The 20,089-nt window shown below is 29.4% G+C and carries 19 protein-coding genes; 5 read left to right on the forward strand and 14 right to left on the reverse strand.

The window, feature by feature from the left end:
• Positions 1-128: 128 nt before the first annotated feature.
• Both EG57_RS0213980 and cax read right to left on the reverse strand, forming a co-directional pair.
• Complete coding sequence (locus EG57_RS0213980; RefSeq protein ID WP_032077796.1) at positions 129-3,890, reverse strand: phosphoribosylformylglycinamidine synthase; 3,762 nt, start codon at positions 3,888-3,890, stop codon at positions 129-131.
• Positions 3,891-4,096: 206 nt separating this feature from the next.
• A complete protein-coding gene (gene cax, locus EG57_RS0213985; protein ID WP_032077797.1) occupies positions 4,097-5,137 on the reverse strand; it encodes a calcium/proton exchanger in 1,041 nt (346 codons plus the stop codon).
• 222 nt (positions 5,138-5,359) lie between these two features.
• Here cax and EG57_RS0213990 point away from each other — a divergent pair, with 222 nt between their 5' ends.
• From EG57_RS0213990 to EG57_RS0214000, 3 genes are read left to right on the forward strand one after another with little or no spacing between them, the layout of a single operon-like run.
• A complete protein-coding gene (locus EG57_RS0213990) occupies positions 5,360-6,148 on the forward strand; it encodes a class I SAM-dependent methyltransferase (RefSeq protein ID WP_032077798.1) in 789 nt (262 codons plus the stop codon).
• A 13-nt stretch (positions 6,149-6,161) separates the two neighbouring features.
• Entirely contained in the window at positions 6,162-6,545 is a 384-nt protein-coding gene (locus EG57_RS0213995) for a NusG domain II-containing protein (RefSeq protein ID WP_032077799.1), read from the forward strand.
• Between the two features lie 13 nt (positions 6,546-6,558).
• Positions 6,559-7,068 carry a Gx transporter family protein gene (locus EG57_RS0214000; RefSeq protein ID WP_032077836.1) on the forward strand — a complete coding sequence of 170 codons (510 nt, stop codon included), beginning with the start codon at positions 6,559-6,561 and terminating at the stop codon, positions 7,066-7,068.
• Positions 7,069-7,108: 40 nt separating this feature from the next.
• Here EG57_RS0214000 and EG57_RS0214005 read toward each other — a convergent pair whose 3' ends face one another.
• From EG57_RS0214005 to EG57_RS0214050, 10 genes are all read right to left on the reverse strand, one after another.
• Entirely contained in the window at positions 7,109-8,098 is a 990-nt protein-coding gene (locus tag EG57_RS0214005) for a lactate/malate family dehydrogenase (protein WP_032077800.1), read from the reverse strand.
• 286 nt (positions 8,099-8,384) lie between these two features.
• Positions 8,385-9,227: an MBL fold metallo-hydrolase gene (locus EG57_RS0214010; RefSeq protein ID WP_032077801.1), complete on the reverse strand. Its 843-nt coding sequence runs from the start codon at positions 9,225-9,227 to the stop codon at positions 8,385-8,387.
• Between the two features lie 123 nt (positions 9,228-9,350).
• Entirely contained in the window at positions 9,351-10,253 is a 903-nt protein-coding gene (gene rnfB / locus EG57_RS0214015) for an RnfABCDGE type electron transport complex subunit B (RefSeq protein ID WP_032077802.1), read from the reverse strand.
• Positions 10,254-10,272: 19 nt separating this feature from the next.
• Positions 10,273-10,854 carry an electron transport complex protein RnfA gene (locus tag EG57_RS0214020; protein WP_029161202.1) on the reverse strand — a complete coding sequence of 194 codons (582 nt, stop codon included), beginning with the start codon at positions 10,852-10,854 and terminating at the stop codon, positions 10,273-10,275.
• On the reverse strand, positions 10,851-11,474 hold the full coding sequence (rsxE, locus tag EG57_RS0214025; RefSeq protein WP_029161201.1) for an electron transport complex subunit RsxE: 624 nt from the start codon (positions 11,472-11,474) through the stop codon (positions 10,851-10,853). Before rsxE ends, EG57_RS0214020 begins: the two co-directional genes overlap by 4 nt.
• 2 nt (positions 11,475-11,476) lie before the next feature.
• Positions 11,477-12,040 carry an RnfABCDGE type electron transport complex subunit G gene (locus tag EG57_RS0214030; RefSeq protein ID WP_032077803.1) on the reverse strand — a complete coding sequence of 188 codons (564 nt, stop codon included), beginning with the start codon at positions 12,038-12,040 and terminating at the stop codon, positions 11,477-11,479.
• A 7-nt stretch (positions 12,041-12,047) separates the two neighbouring features.
• On the reverse strand, positions 12,048-13,040 hold the full coding sequence (locus EG57_RS0214035; protein WP_032077804.1) for an RnfABCDGE type electron transport complex subunit D: 993 nt from the start codon (positions 13,038-13,040) through the stop codon (positions 12,048-12,050).
• 14 nt (positions 13,041-13,054) lie between these two features.
• Entirely contained in the window at positions 13,055-14,380 is a 1,326-nt protein-coding gene (rsxC, locus tag EG57_RS0214040) for an electron transport complex subunit RsxC (RefSeq protein ID WP_032077805.1), read from the reverse strand.
• Between the two features lie 101 nt (positions 14,381-14,481).
• Positions 14,482-14,898 carry a SoxR reducing system RseC family protein gene (locus EG57_RS0214045; RefSeq protein ID WP_032077806.1) on the reverse strand — a complete coding sequence of 139 codons (417 nt, stop codon included), beginning with the start codon at positions 14,896-14,898 and terminating at the stop codon, positions 14,482-14,484.
• 1,311 nt (positions 14,899-16,209) lie between these two features.
• On the reverse strand, positions 16,210-17,349 hold the full coding sequence (locus EG57_RS0214050; protein WP_032077807.1) for a D-alanyl-D-alanine carboxypeptidase family protein: 1,140 nt from the start codon (positions 17,347-17,349) through the stop codon (positions 16,210-16,212).
• 213 nt (positions 17,350-17,562) lie between these two features.
• Here EG57_RS0214050 and EG57_RS0214055 point away from each other — a divergent pair, with 213 nt between their 5' ends.
• The gene (locus tag EG57_RS0214055) at positions 17,563-18,090 is read left to right on the forward strand and encodes a DUF2953 domain-containing protein (protein ID WP_032077808.1); all 528 of its coding nucleotides are present in this window, start codon (positions 17,563-17,565) and stop codon (positions 18,088-18,090) included.
• Between the two features lie 19 nt (positions 18,091-18,109).
• Positions 18,110-18,571, forward strand: a complete 462-nt coding sequence (gene ytfJ, locus EG57_RS0214060; protein ID WP_032077809.1) for a GerW family sporulation protein — start codon at positions 18,110-18,112, stop codon at positions 18,569-18,571.
• Positions 18,572-18,619: 48 nt separating this feature from the next.
• On the opposite strand, the gene scpB is transcribed toward ytfJ, so the two are convergent.
• Positions 18,620-19,210 carry an SMC-Scp complex subunit ScpB gene (scpB, locus tag EG57_RS0214065; protein WP_032077810.1) on the reverse strand — a complete coding sequence of 197 codons (591 nt, stop codon included), beginning with the start codon at positions 19,208-19,210 and terminating at the stop codon, positions 18,620-18,622.
• Positions 19,197-19,958 carry a segregation/condensation protein A gene (locus EG57_RS0214070; protein ID WP_032077811.1) on the reverse strand — a complete coding sequence of 254 codons (762 nt, stop codon included), beginning with the start codon at positions 19,956-19,958 and terminating at the stop codon, positions 19,197-19,199. The genes scpB and EG57_RS0214070 overlap by 14 nt, the downstream gene beginning before the upstream one ends.
• Positions 19,959-20,089 lie beyond the last annotated feature (131 nt).

The following is a 20,089-nucleotide window of genomic DNA, read 5'->3' on the forward strand; positions in this document are numbered from 1 at the left end:
ATATATTATAACAAATAAAAATAAAGTTTCATAATTCAAAAAAAAATAAACACCCAGAATCATAATTCCAGGTGTTTATTTTCACAAAATATATTATTAAATATCAATTCTTAGCTATTTATTATCGACTATTTAAAGTATTGTACTCCTGATTCAAATAATTTTTGATCCTTGCTTCCTTGTATATTTTTAAATACATTGTCACCTTTTCTTTCTGAGTGTCCCATTTTACCAAGCACTCTTCCATCAGGACTTGTTATACCTTCTATAGCATATACTGAACCATTTTGATTAAATCTTATATCATAAGTAGCATTTCCTTCATAATCTACATATTGAGTTGCTACTTGACCATTTTCTATAAGTCTCTTTAGGGTTATTTCATCAGCAACAAATCTTCCTTCACCATGAGAAACTGCAATTGAATGTACATCTCCTACATTAACATTACTAAACCATGGTGATAAATTTGATGTTATTTTAGTATTTACTATATGTGATACGTGGCGTCCTATTTTGTTATAAGTAAGTGTTGGACAGCTTTCATCTATATCTCTTATTTCACCAAAAGGTACTAAGCCTAATTTTATCAAAGCTTGGAATCCATTGCATATACCTAACATCAATCCATCTCTATTATTTAAAAGTTCCATAACAGCTTCCTTTATTTTAGGATTTCTAAATACTGTTGCTATAAATTTACCAGAACCATCTGGTTCATCACCTGCACTAAATCCACCTGGAAGCATTACTATTTGAGAAGCTTTTATTGATTTTTCCATATAATCTATAGATTTTTCTATATCTTTTGCACTTAAATTTTTAAGTACCATAACTTCTACATCAGCACCAGCTTTTTTAAATGCTCTAGCTGAATCATATTCACAGTTTGTTCCTGGGAATACTGGTATAAATACCTTTGGTTTTACCACCTTTATTGATGGTGTTTTTATATCTTTAGTTTTGAATTCTATATTCTTTATATCAACATTTATTTCTTTTGTCTTTGTTGGGAATATATTTTCCAAAGAACCTTCCCAAGCTTTATAAAGCTCTTGTATATCTAGTTTTAAATCAGCTGCATATATTGAAGCTTCTTCTATTGTTTCTCCAATTACCTTATATTCAATTCCTTCTAACTCTTTATTTAAATCTAAGTCTTTAGAAACTTCTATTACTATAGAACCATACATTGGTGCAAATAATTCTTTTTCTGTAACATTACTTAATTTAACACCTATCCTATTTCCAAAACTCATCTTACTTACAACTTCACATATACCACCATTTCTAACGGTCATAGCTGAAAGTACTTCTTGTTTTTCTGTCATAGAAGTTACAGCTTTTAAATTTTTCTTTAATACATCAAAGTTAGGAAGATCATATTCATCTCTAGTCATAGGAATTATAACAATATTGCTTCCTGACTTTTTAAATTCTGATGAAATTACTTTATCCGTATTTACTACATTAACTGCAAATGATACAAGTGTTGGTGGTACATCCATATCCTTAAAGCTTCCTGACATACTGTCTTTTCCACCTATAGCTGCAATGCCTAATTGTCTTTGTGCATATAAAGCACCCATTAATGCTGCAAATGGCTTACCCCATCTTGAAGCATCTTTTCCTAGTCTTTCAAAGTATTCCTGGAAAGTAAGTCTTATCTTAGATGCATCTCCACCACAAGCAACTATCTTTGCTGTAGATTCTACTACTGCATATACTGCACCGTGGAATGGACTCCATGTAGAAATTTCAGGATTATATCCAAAGGTCATAATTGTTCCTGTTTTAGTTTCTTTATTTAATACTGGAAGTTTTGCTGCCATACCTTCTGCTGGAGTATCTTGATATTTTCCTCCAAAAGGCATAAGCACTGTACCAGCACCAATAGTACTATCAAATCTTTCTATTAAACCTTTTTGGCTACACACATTTAAGTCTTTTAATGTATTAATCCAATGATCTCTTAAATCAGTTACATCTCTATCTATATTAAAGTAATTCTCATCTTCTTTAGGCGCTTTCACAGAAACTTCTATCTTCTGTCTTACACCATTAGTATCTAAAAATTCTCTGCTCATATCTACTATAGGTGTTCCCTTCCAGTACATCTTCAATCTTTTATCTGAAGTTACATCTGCCACTTTTACAGCTTCTAAATTCTCATCTTCTGCATATTTTATAAATTTATCTGCATCTTCCTTTGAAACTACCACTGCCATACGTTCTTGAGATTCTGATATAGAAAGTTCTGTTCCATCAAGTCCTTCATATTTTTTAGGTACCAAATCTAAGTTTATATTCAATCCATCTGTAAGCTCTCCTATAGCAACAGATACTCCACCTGCACCAAAGTCATTACATCTTTTTATCATAGTGCTTACTTCTTCTTTTCTAAACAATCTTTGAATTTTTCTTTCAGTTGGAGCATTACCTTTTTGAACTTCAGAACCACAAGTTAAAATAGAGCTTTCTGTATGCTTTTTAGAAGAACCTGTAGCACCACCACAGCCATCTCTTCCTGTTCTTCCACCAACTAAAATAACTACGTCAGAAGGTATTGGAGCTTCTCTCCTAACATTTTTCATTGGAGCTGCACCAATAACTGCTCCTATTTCCATTCTCTTTGCTACATATCCCTCATTATATATTTCAGCTACCTGACCTGTAGCAAGTCCTATTTGATTTCCATAAGAACTATATCCATGAGCTGCTGATCTTGTTATTTTCTTTTGAGGAAGCTTTCCAGCTAAAGTATCTTTTATTGCAGTTCTTGGATCTGCACTTCCTGTAACTCTCATAGCTTGATATACATATGATCTACCTGAAAGAGGATCTCTTATAGCACCACCAAGACAAGTTGCTGCTCCTCCAAAAGGTTCAATTTCTGTAGGATGATTATGAGTTTCATTTTTGAACATAACAAGCCATTTTTCTTTTTTTCCATCTATATCAGCATCTACTACTATACTGCAAGCATTAATTTCTTCTGATTGATCTAAATCATCTAAAAGTCCATTTTTTCTAAGTTCTTTCATACCTATAACAGCTATATCCATAAGACAAACTGGCTTATCTTTATCACCATATAAATCTTTTCTAACAGATAAATAGTCTTTGTATACATCCTTTATAGGTTTAGTTAAATGAGCTTCTTCTATGTCCACTTTAGTAAGTTCTGTCATAAAGGTAGTATGTCTGCAGTGATCTGACCAATATGTATCTATAACCTTTATTTCAGTAATTGTTGGATTTCTTTTTTCTGCATCTTTAAAATATTTTTGACAGAATTTTAAATCTTCAACACTCATTGCAAGACCTTTTTCTTGTACAAAAGCCTTAACTTTTTCATCATCCATTTCTATAAAACCATCTAGTACTTCAACAGAATCTGGAACTACAACTTCCATTTCTAAAGTTTCTGGTTTTTGTAAAGAAGCTTCTCTTGAGTCCACATTGTTTATACAATATTTTTTTATTTCTTCAAATTCTTTATCAGATATATTTCCACTTACTATATATACCTTTGCAGATAAAATAGTTGGTTTTTCACTTTGAGTAAGTATTTGAACACATTGAGATGCTGAATCAGCTCTTTGATCATATTGTCCTGGTAGATATTCAACAGCAAAAATCCTGTGTTTTTCATCAACTTCTATTTTATCTTCATAAACTACATCAACAGTCCTCTCTGAAAAAATAGTATGCTTTGATTCTTCAAATTCTTCTTCAGATATTCCTTCTATATCATAACGATTGATTAATCTAATTCCTTCTAACCCATTAATACTTAAACTCTCTTTTAGATCTTGTAATGTATTTTGTGCTTCTACATCAAATCCTGCTTTTTTTTCTACAAATATTCTTTTAACATAATTTGCCATTTTTATCCCCCTTATTTTATATAAGTAAGTTTCACGAACATTTTATATTAATTTAAAATTATCATTCGCTTAAATTATATCATAAATATGCGATAATACAAATAATAAATAAAAATTTATCTAAAAAATTTACATATTCGCGAACAATCAGTCTGTATGTTTATTTCATTATTCGTATTTAACTCTACTTTAGTAAATATAAAATTTCAAATAATAAAACTTAATGCTACTATGATATATACAGCAATAAGCTGAATTCCTTCTAACCAATTAGATTCTCCATCACTAGCTACTCTATTTACTATAAGTATTGACACTACAAGTGCTACCAACTCAAATTCATTAAATATTATACTCATAGGCTTAAATAAGAGACTTAAAAATACAAGTATAGGTGCTACAAACAATATTATTTGCAGACTAGAGCCTATAGCTATTTCTATAGCTACATCCATTTTATTTTTCATTGCCATAACTATAGCAGTACTATGTTCCGCTGCATTTCCTATTATAGGAATTATAATTATACCTACAAAGAACTCACTTAGTTTTAAAGTTTCTGTCATTGGTTCTACAGATCCAACTAAGAACTCACTTTCTAGAGCAATAACTAAAGTACACAAAACTAAAACTAATATAGATTTTTTTAAACTCCACTTTGCTTTTTGATTTTCTATATGTTCTGATCCATATAAATCCTTATGTGTATGAAATGAAAAATATAATCCTAATAAATATATTATAAACATAGCTAAAGCAACTGAAATGCTTAACCATTCATATTTTGAAGTAATTAATTCTTTATTTGCTGTATGAGTAAATATGGCTGGTATACAAAGTCCTATAACTGCAAATAGCAGCATACTAGAAGAAACTTCCACTATCTTTTTATTAAATTTCTGTACTTTATATTTTAATCCTCCAAAAAGCATACTTGCTCCAAGTACTAATAGTATATTACCTATAACAGAGCCGGCAATAGAAGCTTTAACTACATCAAAAAGTCCTGCTTTTAAAGCAAAAAAAGATATAATAAGTTCTGTAGCATTCCCAAAGGTTGCATTTAAAAATCCACCTATCCTTGGTCCTGAATATACAGATATCTCTTCTGTAGCCTCTCCCATAAATCCAGCCAATGGTATTATAGAAAGAGCTGAAATTATAAAAATCCATATAGGCTTTAGTTTCATAAATTCAGCTGCTATACTAATAGGAATAAAAATCAAAAAAAATTTTATAAAATTCATTACTATACTCCCTACTTATATATTTAAGTAAATACTTATAATTTATATTTTGTTACCTTATAGTTTTTATACATTAATATAATTTTTCAGAGCCAATTTTAAAAAGAAACTCCTTATTTTTAGCTTTAGCATTGTAAACAGATTAGTGTTATAGTAAAATTTTATAGTAATGATTATTGTTAAAATAAATTATTTATTCATGACATACTTTAGGAGGTTTATATGCAGGAAGAACACACAAAAATAAATGAACTTGCTTGGAACCAAATGGCATATGATGCTTGGGTTTATCGTTTCGGTACTCCCTTAGAGGCTTCAAAAAAGATACTAACAGATCCTATTTCGCGATTAGGTTTATTAAGTAAGTATTTTATAAATGTTAAAAATAAAAAAATAGCAAATTTGTTAGGTTCACACGGAACTAAGGCAATATCACTGTCATTAATGGGTGCAAATGTCACAGTTGTAGATTTTTCTTATGAAAATTCAAGATATGCTTTAGATTTAGCTAGAGCTTGTAACACACATATAAGATATATAGTTTCAGATGTACTCAATATACCAGAAGAAGAATTCACATCAGATTATGACATAGTTTTTTGTGAACTTGGTATACTTCATTACTTTACAGATTTGAATCCATTTTTTAATGTTGCTTCAAGACTTTTAAAAAAGGGCGGAACTTTCATGATTGAAGATTTTCATCCCATATCTACAAAACTAATTACAAACAGAGGAAAAAGGCATAAAGTTACTGGAGACTACTTTAGTACAGCTATAGAAGAAACTGATGTAGCTTATATGAAATTTATTCCTGGAATAGAAAATCTTACAGCCGAGGAAAAAAATGCTTTTCAAAAGGCTTACTTAAGAAAATGGACTATAGGTGAAATTGTAACTTCTATTGCCAATAATAATCTATATATAAAGACATTACAAGAAAGTGAAGGCCCTAAGCCAGAAGATAAAGGCATTCCAAAGCTATTTACCATAGTTGCCCAAAAAATGTAAAAGGAGACAAAATATGAAAAAAGGAGATAAAATAGCTGCTATACTAATAATAGCTCTAATTGCAATAAGTGCAATTTCAGTTTTTTTATATAAACAGCATATAAAAAGTTCTCATCATATAGCTAATATAAAACAAGACGGAAAGGTAATTAAAACTATAGATTTAGATACTGTAAAAGAAGCACAAGAAATAAGAGTACCTTATAATGGCAATCACTTTAATGTTATAGAAGTGCTTCCCGGAAAAATAAGAATTAAAGATGCGGATTGCCCTGATAAAATTTGCATTAAAACCGGTTGGATATCAGAACCAGGTCAAAGTTCTGTTTGTCTTCCTCATAGATTAATGATAACTATAGAAGGCAAAAATGCTAAAGTTGACCAAATATCAAGCTAATGAAGGTGTAGCAATGAAAAAAACAAGAAAAATGGTATTCTTAAGTTTTTTAGTAAGTATTGCCCTGGTAATATATATAGTAGAAGCACAAATACCTGTACTTTTTCCTGGAATAAAATTAGGCCTTGCCAACATCATATCACTTGCTGCCCTAATATTAATGGGTTGGAAAGAAGCCTTACTTATAATGTTTCTAAGAACTCTTTTAGGTTCAATGTTTGGTGGATCTATGTCCGCCTTTATGTTCAGTATAGCTGGCGGACTATTAAGTAATATTGTAATGATACTGCTTTATAAATATTTTAAGGATTCTGTAAGCCTATGGACAATAAGTATATGTGGTGCTATATTTCATAACATAGGTCAACTATTCGTAGCTTCTCTGGTTATAAAAGATTTTAGAATATATATTTATCTTCCAGTACTTTTGGTATCCGCAGTAGTAACAGGATACTTTATAGGTCTTTCTACTAAGCTTTTAACAAAACATATTAATAAAATTCCTATGTTTAAAAACATTTAAAAAATATTGCTTTGCAATATTTTTTAAATGTTCATTGTTATTATTTCTTCAAAAATTCAGGCCCAGTTTTTGCTTCTTTCATAGTGCTCTTGATATAATCAATGCTTCCATTCAATTTTCTTGTCTCCCAATCATCAAGTTTTGGAGCAATTCTTCTAATGATTCCATCTTTACCAATTAAGCATGGCATACTTAATGCTACATCACCATCGTGACCATATTCACCTCTAAGAGTTGTACATGCTGGATAAACACTTCTCTCATCTAAAGCAACGCATTTTGCCATAGTTACAGCTGCTTGTGCAACACCAGCATTAGTCCATCCTTTTGCATTTAAAACATCATAAGCAGTCTTAACTACTTCTTTACCAATTTCCTCTGCATTGAGCTGTTCTACATCATTATAATAAGAAGCAAATTCTTTATACACTATGCCAGCAACATTAAGTTTACTTAAAACCGGAAATGCAGTCATACCATGTTCACCCATCATATAACCAGTTACAGACTTTGGATCAATATTATAAAGATTTGCAACTGTCTTTCTTAATCTAGCAGAATCCAGCATCGTTCCTGTCCCAAATATTTTTCCACTTGGATATCCAAATTCATTTTCAGCAATATACACCATAGTATCAAGTGGGTTAGTAATAAAAATGATGACCGCATTCTTAGTATATTTAGTAATTTCAGCCATAACTTCACGGATAACACCAGCATTATGTGTAGTTAAAAGAGTTCGATCTGGCATAGCTTCAGGATGATCTGGGTCTTTTAATATACTTGGTCCTGCTGCACATATAATAACATCAGCATCTTTACATTGTTCATAGCCACCGCTTGTAACTTCAATATTATTCATATAAGTCAATGCTGTAGCATGACTCTGATCTAGTGCTTCACCATGAGCTACTCCCTTATCCAAGTCAATTACTCCAATCTTACCAAAAAGACCAAGTTTCATGGCATCAGCCAGTACATAAGACCCAACATGTCCAACTCCAACAACTACTAATTTTAATGGTTTCATATTTCCATCATTCCTTTCAAATATAGCTAATGATAAAATAAACTTTTAAATAAATGCTATATAGAACATCTATTTAAAAGTTTATTTTATCATTAGCTATGTAATATTCTAAATATTTCATCTGTTTTCAGTATAACACTAACATAAAGTTTTTTACAAGTATACCGCTCTTAAGCAATTCAACCAAAACATACAAGCTTTTAGTATCATAACTATTATAATGAATTAAAAATAGTTACACTTTCTTTCTGTATCATGGTTAGTTAAATTAGGATTTTCCGCTTTTCTAAATTAGTATCTCTGTGCCTGTTTTAATGTACTGAATTTTATCTCCTAATGTAGCTTTTAATTTTCTATACGCTTTTTCTCCTGTACAATGTCCTGTGTACACTCTTTCCACATTTGAAGTAATAATTTCATTTATAAGTACATCAATTTGATCTTGGGATGCAGTTAATAATTTTACGATTGGAATTTTCACTAAATGAAATCCACCTATAACTGCTTTGATATTTAAATCTTTAAACTTATTTCTAGCAGTTTTTATCATGTTAGCAGCACCATTGTGAGAACATCCTGTAAATATACTTATATAATCCTGTTCCTTAATTACCATGATTAATTCATGTTCAAATTTATCTCTAACTAATTCATTTTTCTTTTTAACGAACATATATTTATTGCCTTCAGGAATTTCATAATATTTATTTATATCTGTAATAATGTAGACATCTTTCATCATTTCTGTAAAATCTTTTACATACTCAATTCTATGAGAATAATTTTTGAAAATATTACCATCAATACTAATATTCTTATTAAATAACATAAGATGAAAATAGTATTCTTCTGAAGCTTCTGCTTTCATATACACTTTTGCTTTACTATTTATTTTTAAAAAAGGTATTAACCCTCCACCATGATCTCCATGTCCATGGGATAATACTACAGCATCTACTTCTCTTAAATTAATACCTAGCTTTTCTGCATTATGAATAAATTCACCTGTCCTTCCTGTGTCAAAAAGTATATGTTTATTATCTTTTTCTATATAAAGACACAGCCCTTTTTCATTAATTAAATTATTTGAATCATCTTTAATATTTTCTATAAGCGTAATTATTTTCATACATTTCCCTCTTTAAAAACAACTTTTTATTACTCATTAATATTGTAATCGTCTTATATTATAACATTAAAAGGGTGGAAACTCATTAAAGAATTTCCACCCTTAAAATTATTAAAATTAATTTTAGCTTTCTGACTTGTCTTTATTCTCAACATTTGTTTTGTTTTCAGTATTCGCTGCAATTTCCTGTTTAGCTACTTCAACTACAGGCTTTACATCTCCAACTAGAGATTGTATAGCCTTTGTTGGACACTTAGCTATACAAGTTGGATTATCGCACTTTTCAGCACAAATACTATGATCCACTACAGCTATATTATTTTCTATTACTATAGCTTCATGTGGACAATTTCTCTTACAAAGTCCACATCCAAGACATCCCACAGTACATGCTTTACGCACTACTGCTCCTTTATCTTTTGAATTACAATTAACAGCCACATGACTAGTCATTGGACGCATTTCTATAACATGTTTAGGACAAACTGTTTCACATTTTCCACAGCCTGTACATTTATTTTCATCTATTATTGGTAATCCATTTTCTCCTAAAGTCATAGCATCAAATGGACAGCTCTTAACACAAGTTCCAAATCCAAGACATCCATATGAACAAACTTTAGGTCCTCCTTGTAACAAGCTAGCTGCTACACAATCTTGTATTCCTTCATAATCATAACTTCTAGCTGCCTTATCAACGCAACCTTTACATTTTATATGTGATATTCTTGGTTCTGTTTCTTCCGCAGCTTTACCAGTTAATTCTGCAACTTGTTTAGCAATTACATCTTTACCTGGAATACAAAGGTTCGGTGGTACATCTGGGTTGCTAACAACTGCTTCAGCATAAGCCTTACATCCAGCATATCCACAAGAACCACATTGACCTTTTGGTAAAACATCTTCAACCATTTCAATAAGAGGATTTACTTCCATAGAAAATTTCTTATTAGCAAAAGCTAATACAAAACCAAATACTAGACCAACACAAGTCATTACAATCAAAACTATAATTGGAGTTTCCATAATTACCCTCAGCTCCTTTCTATAAAGCAATCATGCCTGAAAAACCAAGGAACGACAAAGCAAGCATGCCAGCTAAAATAAATGCTATGCCAAGACCTTCCAAAGGTTTAGGTACATCTGCTAAAGCTAATTTTTCTCTTAAACTAGCCATTAAAATTATTGCTAATGCAAAACCTACACCTGATCCCAAAGCATTTACTACACTTTTTAAGAATCCATAATTTGATTCTACATTTGTAACTGGAACACCAAGTACTATACAGTTTGTAGCAATAAGTAATAAATAAATTCCCCACATATTATATAATGCAGGTGCATGTTTCTTTATAATCATCTCTAAAAGCTGTACAAAACTTGCAATTAAAAGTACAAATACAATTGTTCTTAAAAAAGTTAAACCAAATGGTAATAATACAAATTGATAAACTACCCATGCAAGAGCTGAACTTAATGTTAAAATAGAAGCAACTGCCATACCCATTCCTATAGAGGCATCAAGACTTTTAGAAACACCAAAGAAAATACATAATCCTAAAAATCTTGTTAAGACATAGTTATTTACAAGGACAGCACTTACAAAAAGAGTTAAATATTCCATTATGCATTACCTCCCTCAGGTTGGCGTTTAGCCATTTTTTCATTATGGATTTTAAACAGTGCTACTAAATATCCAATCAACATAAATGCACCTGGAGGTAAAATCATCATCAATATAGGCTTATACCAAGTACCTAAAATTGGAATTCCCATTATAGAACCCATTCCAAAGAATTCACGAATTACTCCAATAATAAGCATTGCAATAGTAAAACCTACTCCCATTCCTAATCCGTCAAGCATTGATGGAAGTACTTTATTTTTAGAAGCAAAAACTTCTGCACGAGCTAAAATAATTGCAAAAACAACTACTAGGTCTAAATAAATACCTAATGCTTTAAATAACGTTGGTGCATAAGCTTGCAATAATAATTCTACCACTGTAACAATAGTAGCTATAGAAGTAATATATACTGGTACACGCACCTTAGGGTTAACCCATTTTCTAGTGAAAGATACTGACATATTATTAGCAGTTATAACAAACATAACAGTAAGTCCCATAGTTAAAGCATTTATTACTGTACTAGTTACTGCTAGTGAAGGACATAAACTAAGTGCAAGAACGAATATAGGGTTTTCCATAACTACACCTTTTTTAAATATTTTCCACAAATCACCCATTACTATTTACCTCCTTTCAAGCTTTTAACATCATCAAGAGCCTCTTTAACACCTTTTGTAACTGCTCTTGAAGAAATTGTCGCACCTGTCATAGCTTGTATATTCTTGGTATTTGAAGGATCCTTTACTACTTCTAAATCCTCTGATTTTTTACCTTTGAATTCTTTTCTAAATGGTTCCTTAGCTGCATTATCTCCAAGTCCTGGTGTTTCATTAGCTGACTGTATATTATAATCAATTACCTTATCATCTTCTGTTACAGCTACAAGCATTTTAATTGCTCCACCATAACCTTTTGTTTCAACTGGAATAATATAACCTACAGTTTTTCCACCACTCTTTGCAGTATACCATCCTTCTTTTCCTTGAATTTTTTCAAATTTATCCGCATCAGAAATTAACTTCTGCATTGATTTAACTTCAAGAGCCTTACTGTTTTTTACAGCTATAGGATTAGTTACAAAATATACTATAGCTATAATTATTCCTGATATAAAACAGGCTGCTGTTAAATTCATAGCTATTTGAAATACACTATATTGTTTTTCTACATGATGTTCTGCCATTTTTAAATTACCTCCTTGCTCCGAATTTTTTTGGAGGGCATAGACGATCAATTAAAGGACTTACACAGTTCATAAGTAATAATGAATAACAAACGCCTTCTGGATATCCGCCTTTTAATCTAATTAATGTAGTAATTAATCCAGCTCCAAAAGCAAATATGATTTGTCCTTTACGCGTAATTGGAGTAGTAACCATGTCAGTAGCCATAAAGAAGGCTCCTATTATTAATCCACCAGCCATCATATGGAATACTGGATCTCCTGTAAACATACCTGATGGTCCAAATACCCAAGTTAAAATGCCAACTGTTGCTATCATAACAACAGGTACTTCCCAATTAATATATTTTTTATAAATTAAATACAATCCTCCAAGCACTAATAAAACTGTTGAAGTTTCACCAATACAACCATTACGAGTACCTATAAATAATGCCTTATAAAGATTTGCTTGTCCTCCAAAAGTTTCAATAAGTTTTGAATAACCTTGCAATTTTAAAATTCCTAATGGTGTAGCACTTGTTACAGCATCAACACCTGAAGCACGAAGAACTGTCCAACTTGTCATAAATACAGGCCATGAAGCCATCATAGCTGCTCTTCCAATATGAGCTGGATTAAATATATTATAACCTAGTCCACCCATAGAATGCTTCGCTATAACTATAGCAATAAATGAACCAAATATAACCATATAAAATGGAACTTTTGGTGATACACACATTGCTATAAGTAATCCTGTTAAAACAGCACTACCATCACTTATAGTTATAGGTTTATTTCTTATTTTTTGTACTGCATATTCAAAAACTACTGCAGATACAATACCTGCTATAATTGAAACTAATGCATTAATTCCAAAATTCCAAATACCAAAAATAGCTGCTGGTACTAAAGTTGCATTAACAGTCCACATAATCTTAGAAACGGATTCTTCTGAACGAATATGTGGTGATGCAGAAACAGTAAATAGCTTGTCTTTTAATTCTACTTCAGCCATTAATATTCTCCCCCTTATTTCTTCTTTGCATTTTGAGCTGCATTTTGTGCCTTACAATATTTTATATATTGAACAATATTACGTTTAGCAGGGCATACATAAACACAACTTCCGCATTCTACGCAATCTAAAAGATTTGCTTCTTCTTTGGCTTGCTCGAATAAACCTCTTTCGCCAAGAATACTAAGTTTACTTGGAACTAAGTGCATAGGACATACCTCTACACAGCGTCCACAATGAATACATGCTGATTCTTTTCCTGAGTTAATATCTTTTTTACTTAGAGCTAGTATTCCAGATACACCTTTAATTATAGGTAAATCTATATGGGATTGAGCCATTCCCATCATAGGACCGCCTGAAAGTAATTTTTCTGGAGTTTCTGAAAAACCTCCACAATATTCTATTGCATCTGAAAATAATGTACCAACTCTTACTAAAAGATTTTTAGGTTCTTTTATAGCTCCACCACTAACAGTAGTAACTCTTTCTATTAATGGAATTCCTTTAAGTACTGCATCACTTATAGCTGCAACAGTACCAACATTTTGAACTACAACGCCTACATCTGCTGGCAATCCGCCAGATGGCACTTCTTTATCCACTAAAACTTTGATTAACATTTTTTCAGCACCTTGAGGATATTTAGTTGGAAGTCCAACAACTTGTATACCTGTTCCTTCAAATGCCTTCGTCATAGCATCTATAGCATCTGGTTTGTTTTGTTCTATACCAACATAACCCTTATCAATGCCAAGAACCTTCATTGTTATTTTTACACCATTAACAATACGTTCACTTTGTTCAAGCATCATTCTATGGTCAGCTGTTAAATAAGGCTCACATTCAGCTGCATTTAAAATAAATGTATCAACCTTTTTATCTGGTGGTGGAGAAAGCTTAACATGTGTAGGGAAAGTTGCTCCTCCCATTCCAACAATGCCTGCCTCCTTAATAATATTTAGCAGTTCCTTTTTGTCTAACTTTTCCCAGTCATTTCTTTCCATAGGTATTCCTTCTACCCATTCATCTTTCCCGTCATTTTCAATAACAATTGCTTGGCACTTACCAAATACAGGATGGTTATAATCACCAATATCTACTACTGTACCTGATATTGAGGCATGAATATTAGCAGAAACAAAAGCGTCTGTTTTTGCAATAACCTGGCCTTTTTTTACTTCATCACCTTTTTTTACAACTGGTGAACAAGGCGCGCCAATGTGTTGTCTAACAGGAATGGTAACCTTATTGGGTACTGGCAATACTTCTATAGCTTTACCTGAAGTATAACTTTTTCTGTCATTAGGATGTACCCCACCTCGGAAACTTTTAAACATCTTTAAACACCTCTTTTACATAATTTTAATGATCTAATCTTTTATAAAGAAAATTTATATAAATTTAACTTTAAGCAAAAATTTAAAAAATACATTTAAACTTAAGATAAAATACGTGTAATTATAGGTTTCATTTTTTCATCTTTGTTAGCAGCTTTATCAAAAAACTTTATATATATAATGGATAGTATAAATGTTATTATTCCACCAATTACTTGGCACACTATAGTATCTTGTGCAATCTTCTTAGCTATAAATCCTCCAATTACTGCACCTATAAAGATCGATATAAGAGGCAAAATATAGACTACAAAAGCTGCCTTCAACATATTTACTTCTTTAATTTCAAAACTGACATGTTGTCCAGGTTTAGCTCCAATAGTATTTATCGCATCTACTACCATAGCTTTATCCCCAGGACAAGCTCCACAATTTGAACAGTCGCCATGCCTATTAGCTTTAATTTTAGCCATATTACCTTCTATTTGAATTACAATTCCTTCTGTTTCTCTATTCATACTTCTCACCCCTTCAAAATCTTATCTATATCCATTATAAGAGATAAAATTTTATATCATTACTAATTATTAATACTTTAATTTTTCATGTATATGCATAATTTTGATATAAAATTATTTGCTTTAACCTTTATTATAAGCCTGTACTAATTAAATTTTCCATTCTGTACTAATATAAAAAAATTGCTGTTATAGTAATTTTAAAATGTTTTAATATAAAAAAATTCTTTTTATATTATAACTTTGCCCAAGTACAATATTTGCAATTTTAATGTTACTTTTTTAATTTTACATCATATAAAATTAACATTTCTACTTTTTATATAAAGGAACTTAACTCTCTAAGTCTAATTATACATGTTAAAAATTTAATTACAATATGCTTTTGCAAACGCTTACGAAAAAATTGTATATAAACTTATTTTTCATTGCTTATTCGTCATTATTTTACCATTTAAGTATTTTATTTCATATTTTTTTTATATATATTGTAAATTTTTATAAAATAAGCACATATTAATGCTATTTTATGAATATTTTAGCATAATATATTACCTTTTTCGCTTACTGAAATTACATTTTTTTGATCAAATTCATTTTATTACAATGTTAAATTTAAATCAATCCATACTTATTTTTCTACTGTTTCCTCAAAAAATTCGATTTTAAAGCCACAAATTGTATATATTAATAAATTTCACATGAACCTTAACAATTTTTCTTATTATGCAACATTTTCTCCTTTACATTTCATTTGTCATTATATTTATTAGTGGATTAACTGTAACTTTTTTATTCATTTTTTGTTGTTATACTTTCTATATTACATTCTATATTATCTAAATTAACTATTAATTTTATTGTATTACATAATATATACTTTCATTGTTATAGTTTTTATCTTCTAGTATCAAATCATTAGTTATATTTAATTAATCCCCTTTACATTACAAACTATTTCTGAATAAAAAATTTAATTTTTTTATTATTTTCAATAAATTAATTGCTATTTAAAACATAATTCTTTTTGCATCCAAATAAAATATTTTTGTTGATGAATATACAACCTTTTTATTAAAAATTTTGTACTAATTAACATAATATTATTGTTAAAATTATATCTGAATAATCTTACAATGTATTTTGTAAATTTTTTGTTAACTTTACTTTAAAATAATATAAATTACCAAATAATTATAAAAAATTGGTATATACTCTTTTACGTATAGCATTTTGACTATAACATTTATTTTATAAGCATATACCTTTAAATATAAATATTTGAAATAGAATTTAATATTTTTATTTATGTTATTTCATAATAAAATTCCATATTTTAAATTTTTTATAATTATTTGATGCAATAAGATTTGATTTATAAATTATATTTTCATTTGCATATATACAAACATTTCCTACCTTATCTCCTTTTTTAATAACTCCATCTATCTTTTCTGGTTTTATAATTTTAACATTATAATTAACTTTATTTTTCAATGGAATAACAATATCATCCTCATATTCTAGATTTAAAATATCCTTATTCAAATTTATACTTCCAGCATTTTCTCCTTTGGAAAATATTTTTTTAAATTGATAGCTTTTATTAACATAATCATAAATTTTCTTTGTTTCTTTCCATCTTTCTCTACAATTTAAAACCACAACAATAACATCATTTCCTTGCACCTTACTTGAAGTTACCAAGCATTTACCAGCTTTACCTGTATATCCCGTTTTTACACCATTAGCATCAGGCAATTCCCATAATATTTTATTTATATTATGGTAACTTCTTGTGAAATTATATGTTTTACCATCCACATCTTTAGAACTTACAATATCATTAAAAAGCTTAATTTCCTTAGCTTTTGCAGTAATAAGTGCTAAATCATAAGCTGTTGTGTAATGATCTTCATAATCCAATCCATGTGGCGAATGAAAATGTGTATTTAGAACACCTATTTCACTTGCATATTCATTCATAAGCTGTACAAATTCCTCAACACTTCCACTTACACCTTCTGCAATAGCTATAGCTGCATCATTTCCTGACCTAAGCATTAAGCCATATAGAAGCTCTTTTAATGATATCTTTTCTCCTTTTTTAAGACCTACTTTGGATCCTCTTATACCAGCTGATTTTCCAGATACCTCTATTTTTCTTTCTAAATCACCATACTTTATGGCAACCAATGTAGTCATTATTTTAGTTGTACTTGCCATTGGAACTAAAGTATATGCCTTTTTTTCATAAAGTACCACTTTAGATTTACTATCTAACGCTATAGCATACCCCGCATCTACATATATATCTTTAGTAACATTCTCTTTACCATTATCATTACTATTTTCTAAAGCTCGAACATCTATGGATACAAATAAAGTTACTATGAATACTGTTAAGATTAATATATTAATATATTTAAATTTATTTTTCACAGATAACATTCCTCCTTTCGAACATAGTTTTATTTTTTGAAACTATGTATATAATTATTTTCTCATTTAATATTTAAATTAACCCATAAATTTTTTCTATCAAGTTATATAAATTCCTTTAATGGATATAATTATTAATGAATGTGGTTATCGAATTTTAATATTCTGTAAATCTAAATACACAAAAGGATAGTTATTAGAGGAATTTTGGAGGAAAATTTAGTGCTAATAGTTTTTAGTATTATTATTTTAATATTGTTAATACCAATACCAATTATGCTTAAAATTAAATATGTAGATAAAAAATTATGTATGTACATATATAATATAGAGTTGATTTCAAAATTTAAATCTTATGAAAAAAAAGATAGAAATGAAAATAAAAGCAAGGATAACTTAAACTTTTATTTTGAAGATATAAAATTACTTTTACATTTATTGAATAGAAATAAATTCAAACCTACATTAAGATTTAAATTCAATCTTCAGTATGGCTTAGATGATGCTGCTTATACAGCTATATGCCATGGATTATTTTGTGCATTAGTTCCTTTATTAATAAAATTATTAAATTATCCTTTTAAAATAAAAAAACATTCTATTTGCATAGTACCTGATTTAAAAAAGTTTATCTTAAAACTAGAATTAAATAGTATAATTTTTGTTAATTTTGCTAAAGTTATTTATATACTGTATATAACATATAGAATCTGGAGAATAAATAAAAAAATAGTTCTTAGTAAAACTTAAATAAATGGAGGAATTTATTATGGATAATCATCCTATAGAAAATTTAATGAAAAGCACTATGGAAAATATTAAAGATATGATAGACGTTAATACCATAGTAGGTGATGCTGTAGAAGCAAAAGATGGCACTTTGATAATTCCAATATCTAAAGTTTCCTTTGGTTTTGCTTCTGGAGGAAGTGAATTTGATAATAGAAATACAGGTGGTACAGGATCTTCTTATCCTTTTGGTGGCGGTTCTGGCGCAGGTGTTACTGTAAAACCTGTAGCTTTTCTGGTTACAAAACAAGATTCTGTAAGGCTTTTGTCCTTAGATCAACAAAATACTTACGATAAAATAATTGACTCAATTCCTCAAGTAATGGATTTTATCAAAAATATAACTAAAGAAAAAAATACAGAAAATCATAAAAAAGATTCAAAACAAGAATCCAAAGAAACATCTGAAGAAAATCAAACTGAAAAAAGTTCTAATGAATAATATTAAAGATTAGCCGATTTAATTACGAAATCAGCTAATCTTTAATATTTAATCCTCAATTTTTTCTTCATCTATACTATCACCAACTAAATCATCCAGGTTTGGTATACCATTAAGGTCTTCTAAACCAAAATATTTTAAAAATTCTTCAGTAGTACCATATAATATAGGTCTACCTGGAACATCCAATCTTCCTGATTCTTTAATTAAACCCTTTTGTACAAGAGTAGTTAAAGCTCTGTCGCTTTTTACTCCTCTTATTTCATCTATATCTATCCTTGTTATTGGCTGTTTATATGCAATAATAGCTAAAGTTTCTAAAGCTGCTTGGGACAATGACTGCCTTGAGTTTGTACCTAAAAGTTTTTCCACGTAATCACTATTTTTTGACTTAGTTACCAATCCATAGCTTTCATTTACTTTTATTATTGTTATTCCTCTCGATTCTTCTTCATAATGTTTTATCATTTCTGCCATCAATTCTTTTGTAAACTTTATACTGCACTCTATTATTGAAGAAATTTGTTTTATATCTATTGGTTCACCTGATACAAATAATAGAGATTCTATTATAGAAAAGTATATATTCTTAGACGATACCTCTTCTATTTCCATTTGGTTTATATTAATATCCTTCATTATTATTTATCCTTTCCACATAAATTTCTTTAAAGTTATTTTCTTGAACTACTTTTATAACTCTCAATTTCATGAGCTCTAATAACGCAAGAAATGTAACTACTACTTCCATTTTGTTAGAACAATGTTTAACTATATTAGAAAAAACGATTTTTTTATCATTTATCATAATTTCCTTTAAATAATCAATTTTATCTTCTATCTTAAACTTGTCCAATGGAATTTCTTTATTAATTACATTTTCAGTATTTATTTTATTTTTATATATACTCATAAGCTTGCTATAAATCTCAAACAAATGAAGCATAGTTACTCCTTTAAGAAAATCTTTTGGATCAAAGCTCTTACTCTTCTCTTCTATTATTTCTGGTTTTTTACTGAACATTCTTCCTATGCCTTGCTCTCTATGCTTAAAAAACTTGGCACTTTCCTTGAACTTTCTATATTCAACAAGCTTGCTTATTAGTTCTTCTCTAGGGTCCTTTTCATCACTATCTATTGCATTTTCATCAACTTTAGGTTTGGGTAAAAGCATCTTTGACTTTATTTCAATTAGTGTAGCTGATATTACTATAAATTCCGAAGTTATTTCAAGGTCCATTTCTTCCATAGCTTTTACATACTCCAAATATTGATTAGTTATATCATATATCTTAATATCGTATATATCCATTTTGTTTTTCTTTATTAAGTGAAGCAATAAATCAAAAGGTCCTTCAAAATTTTCTATTTTAATGTTTAAAGACATTCTATCTCTCCTAATTCCAAATATTCACAAAGTAAAAATATTACGACGTAAGCATATGTAAGCGAAGTAAATTTCAACTGTATTCCGGCTGATATATGCTGTGAAGGAAAACTCACTTCATTAAGAAGTTC

The organism is Clostridium drakei (assembly GCF_000633595.2).
In the GTDB taxonomy this organism is placed as follows: Bacteria; Bacillota; Clostridia; order Clostridiales; family Clostridiaceae; genus Clostridium_AM; species Clostridium_AM drakei.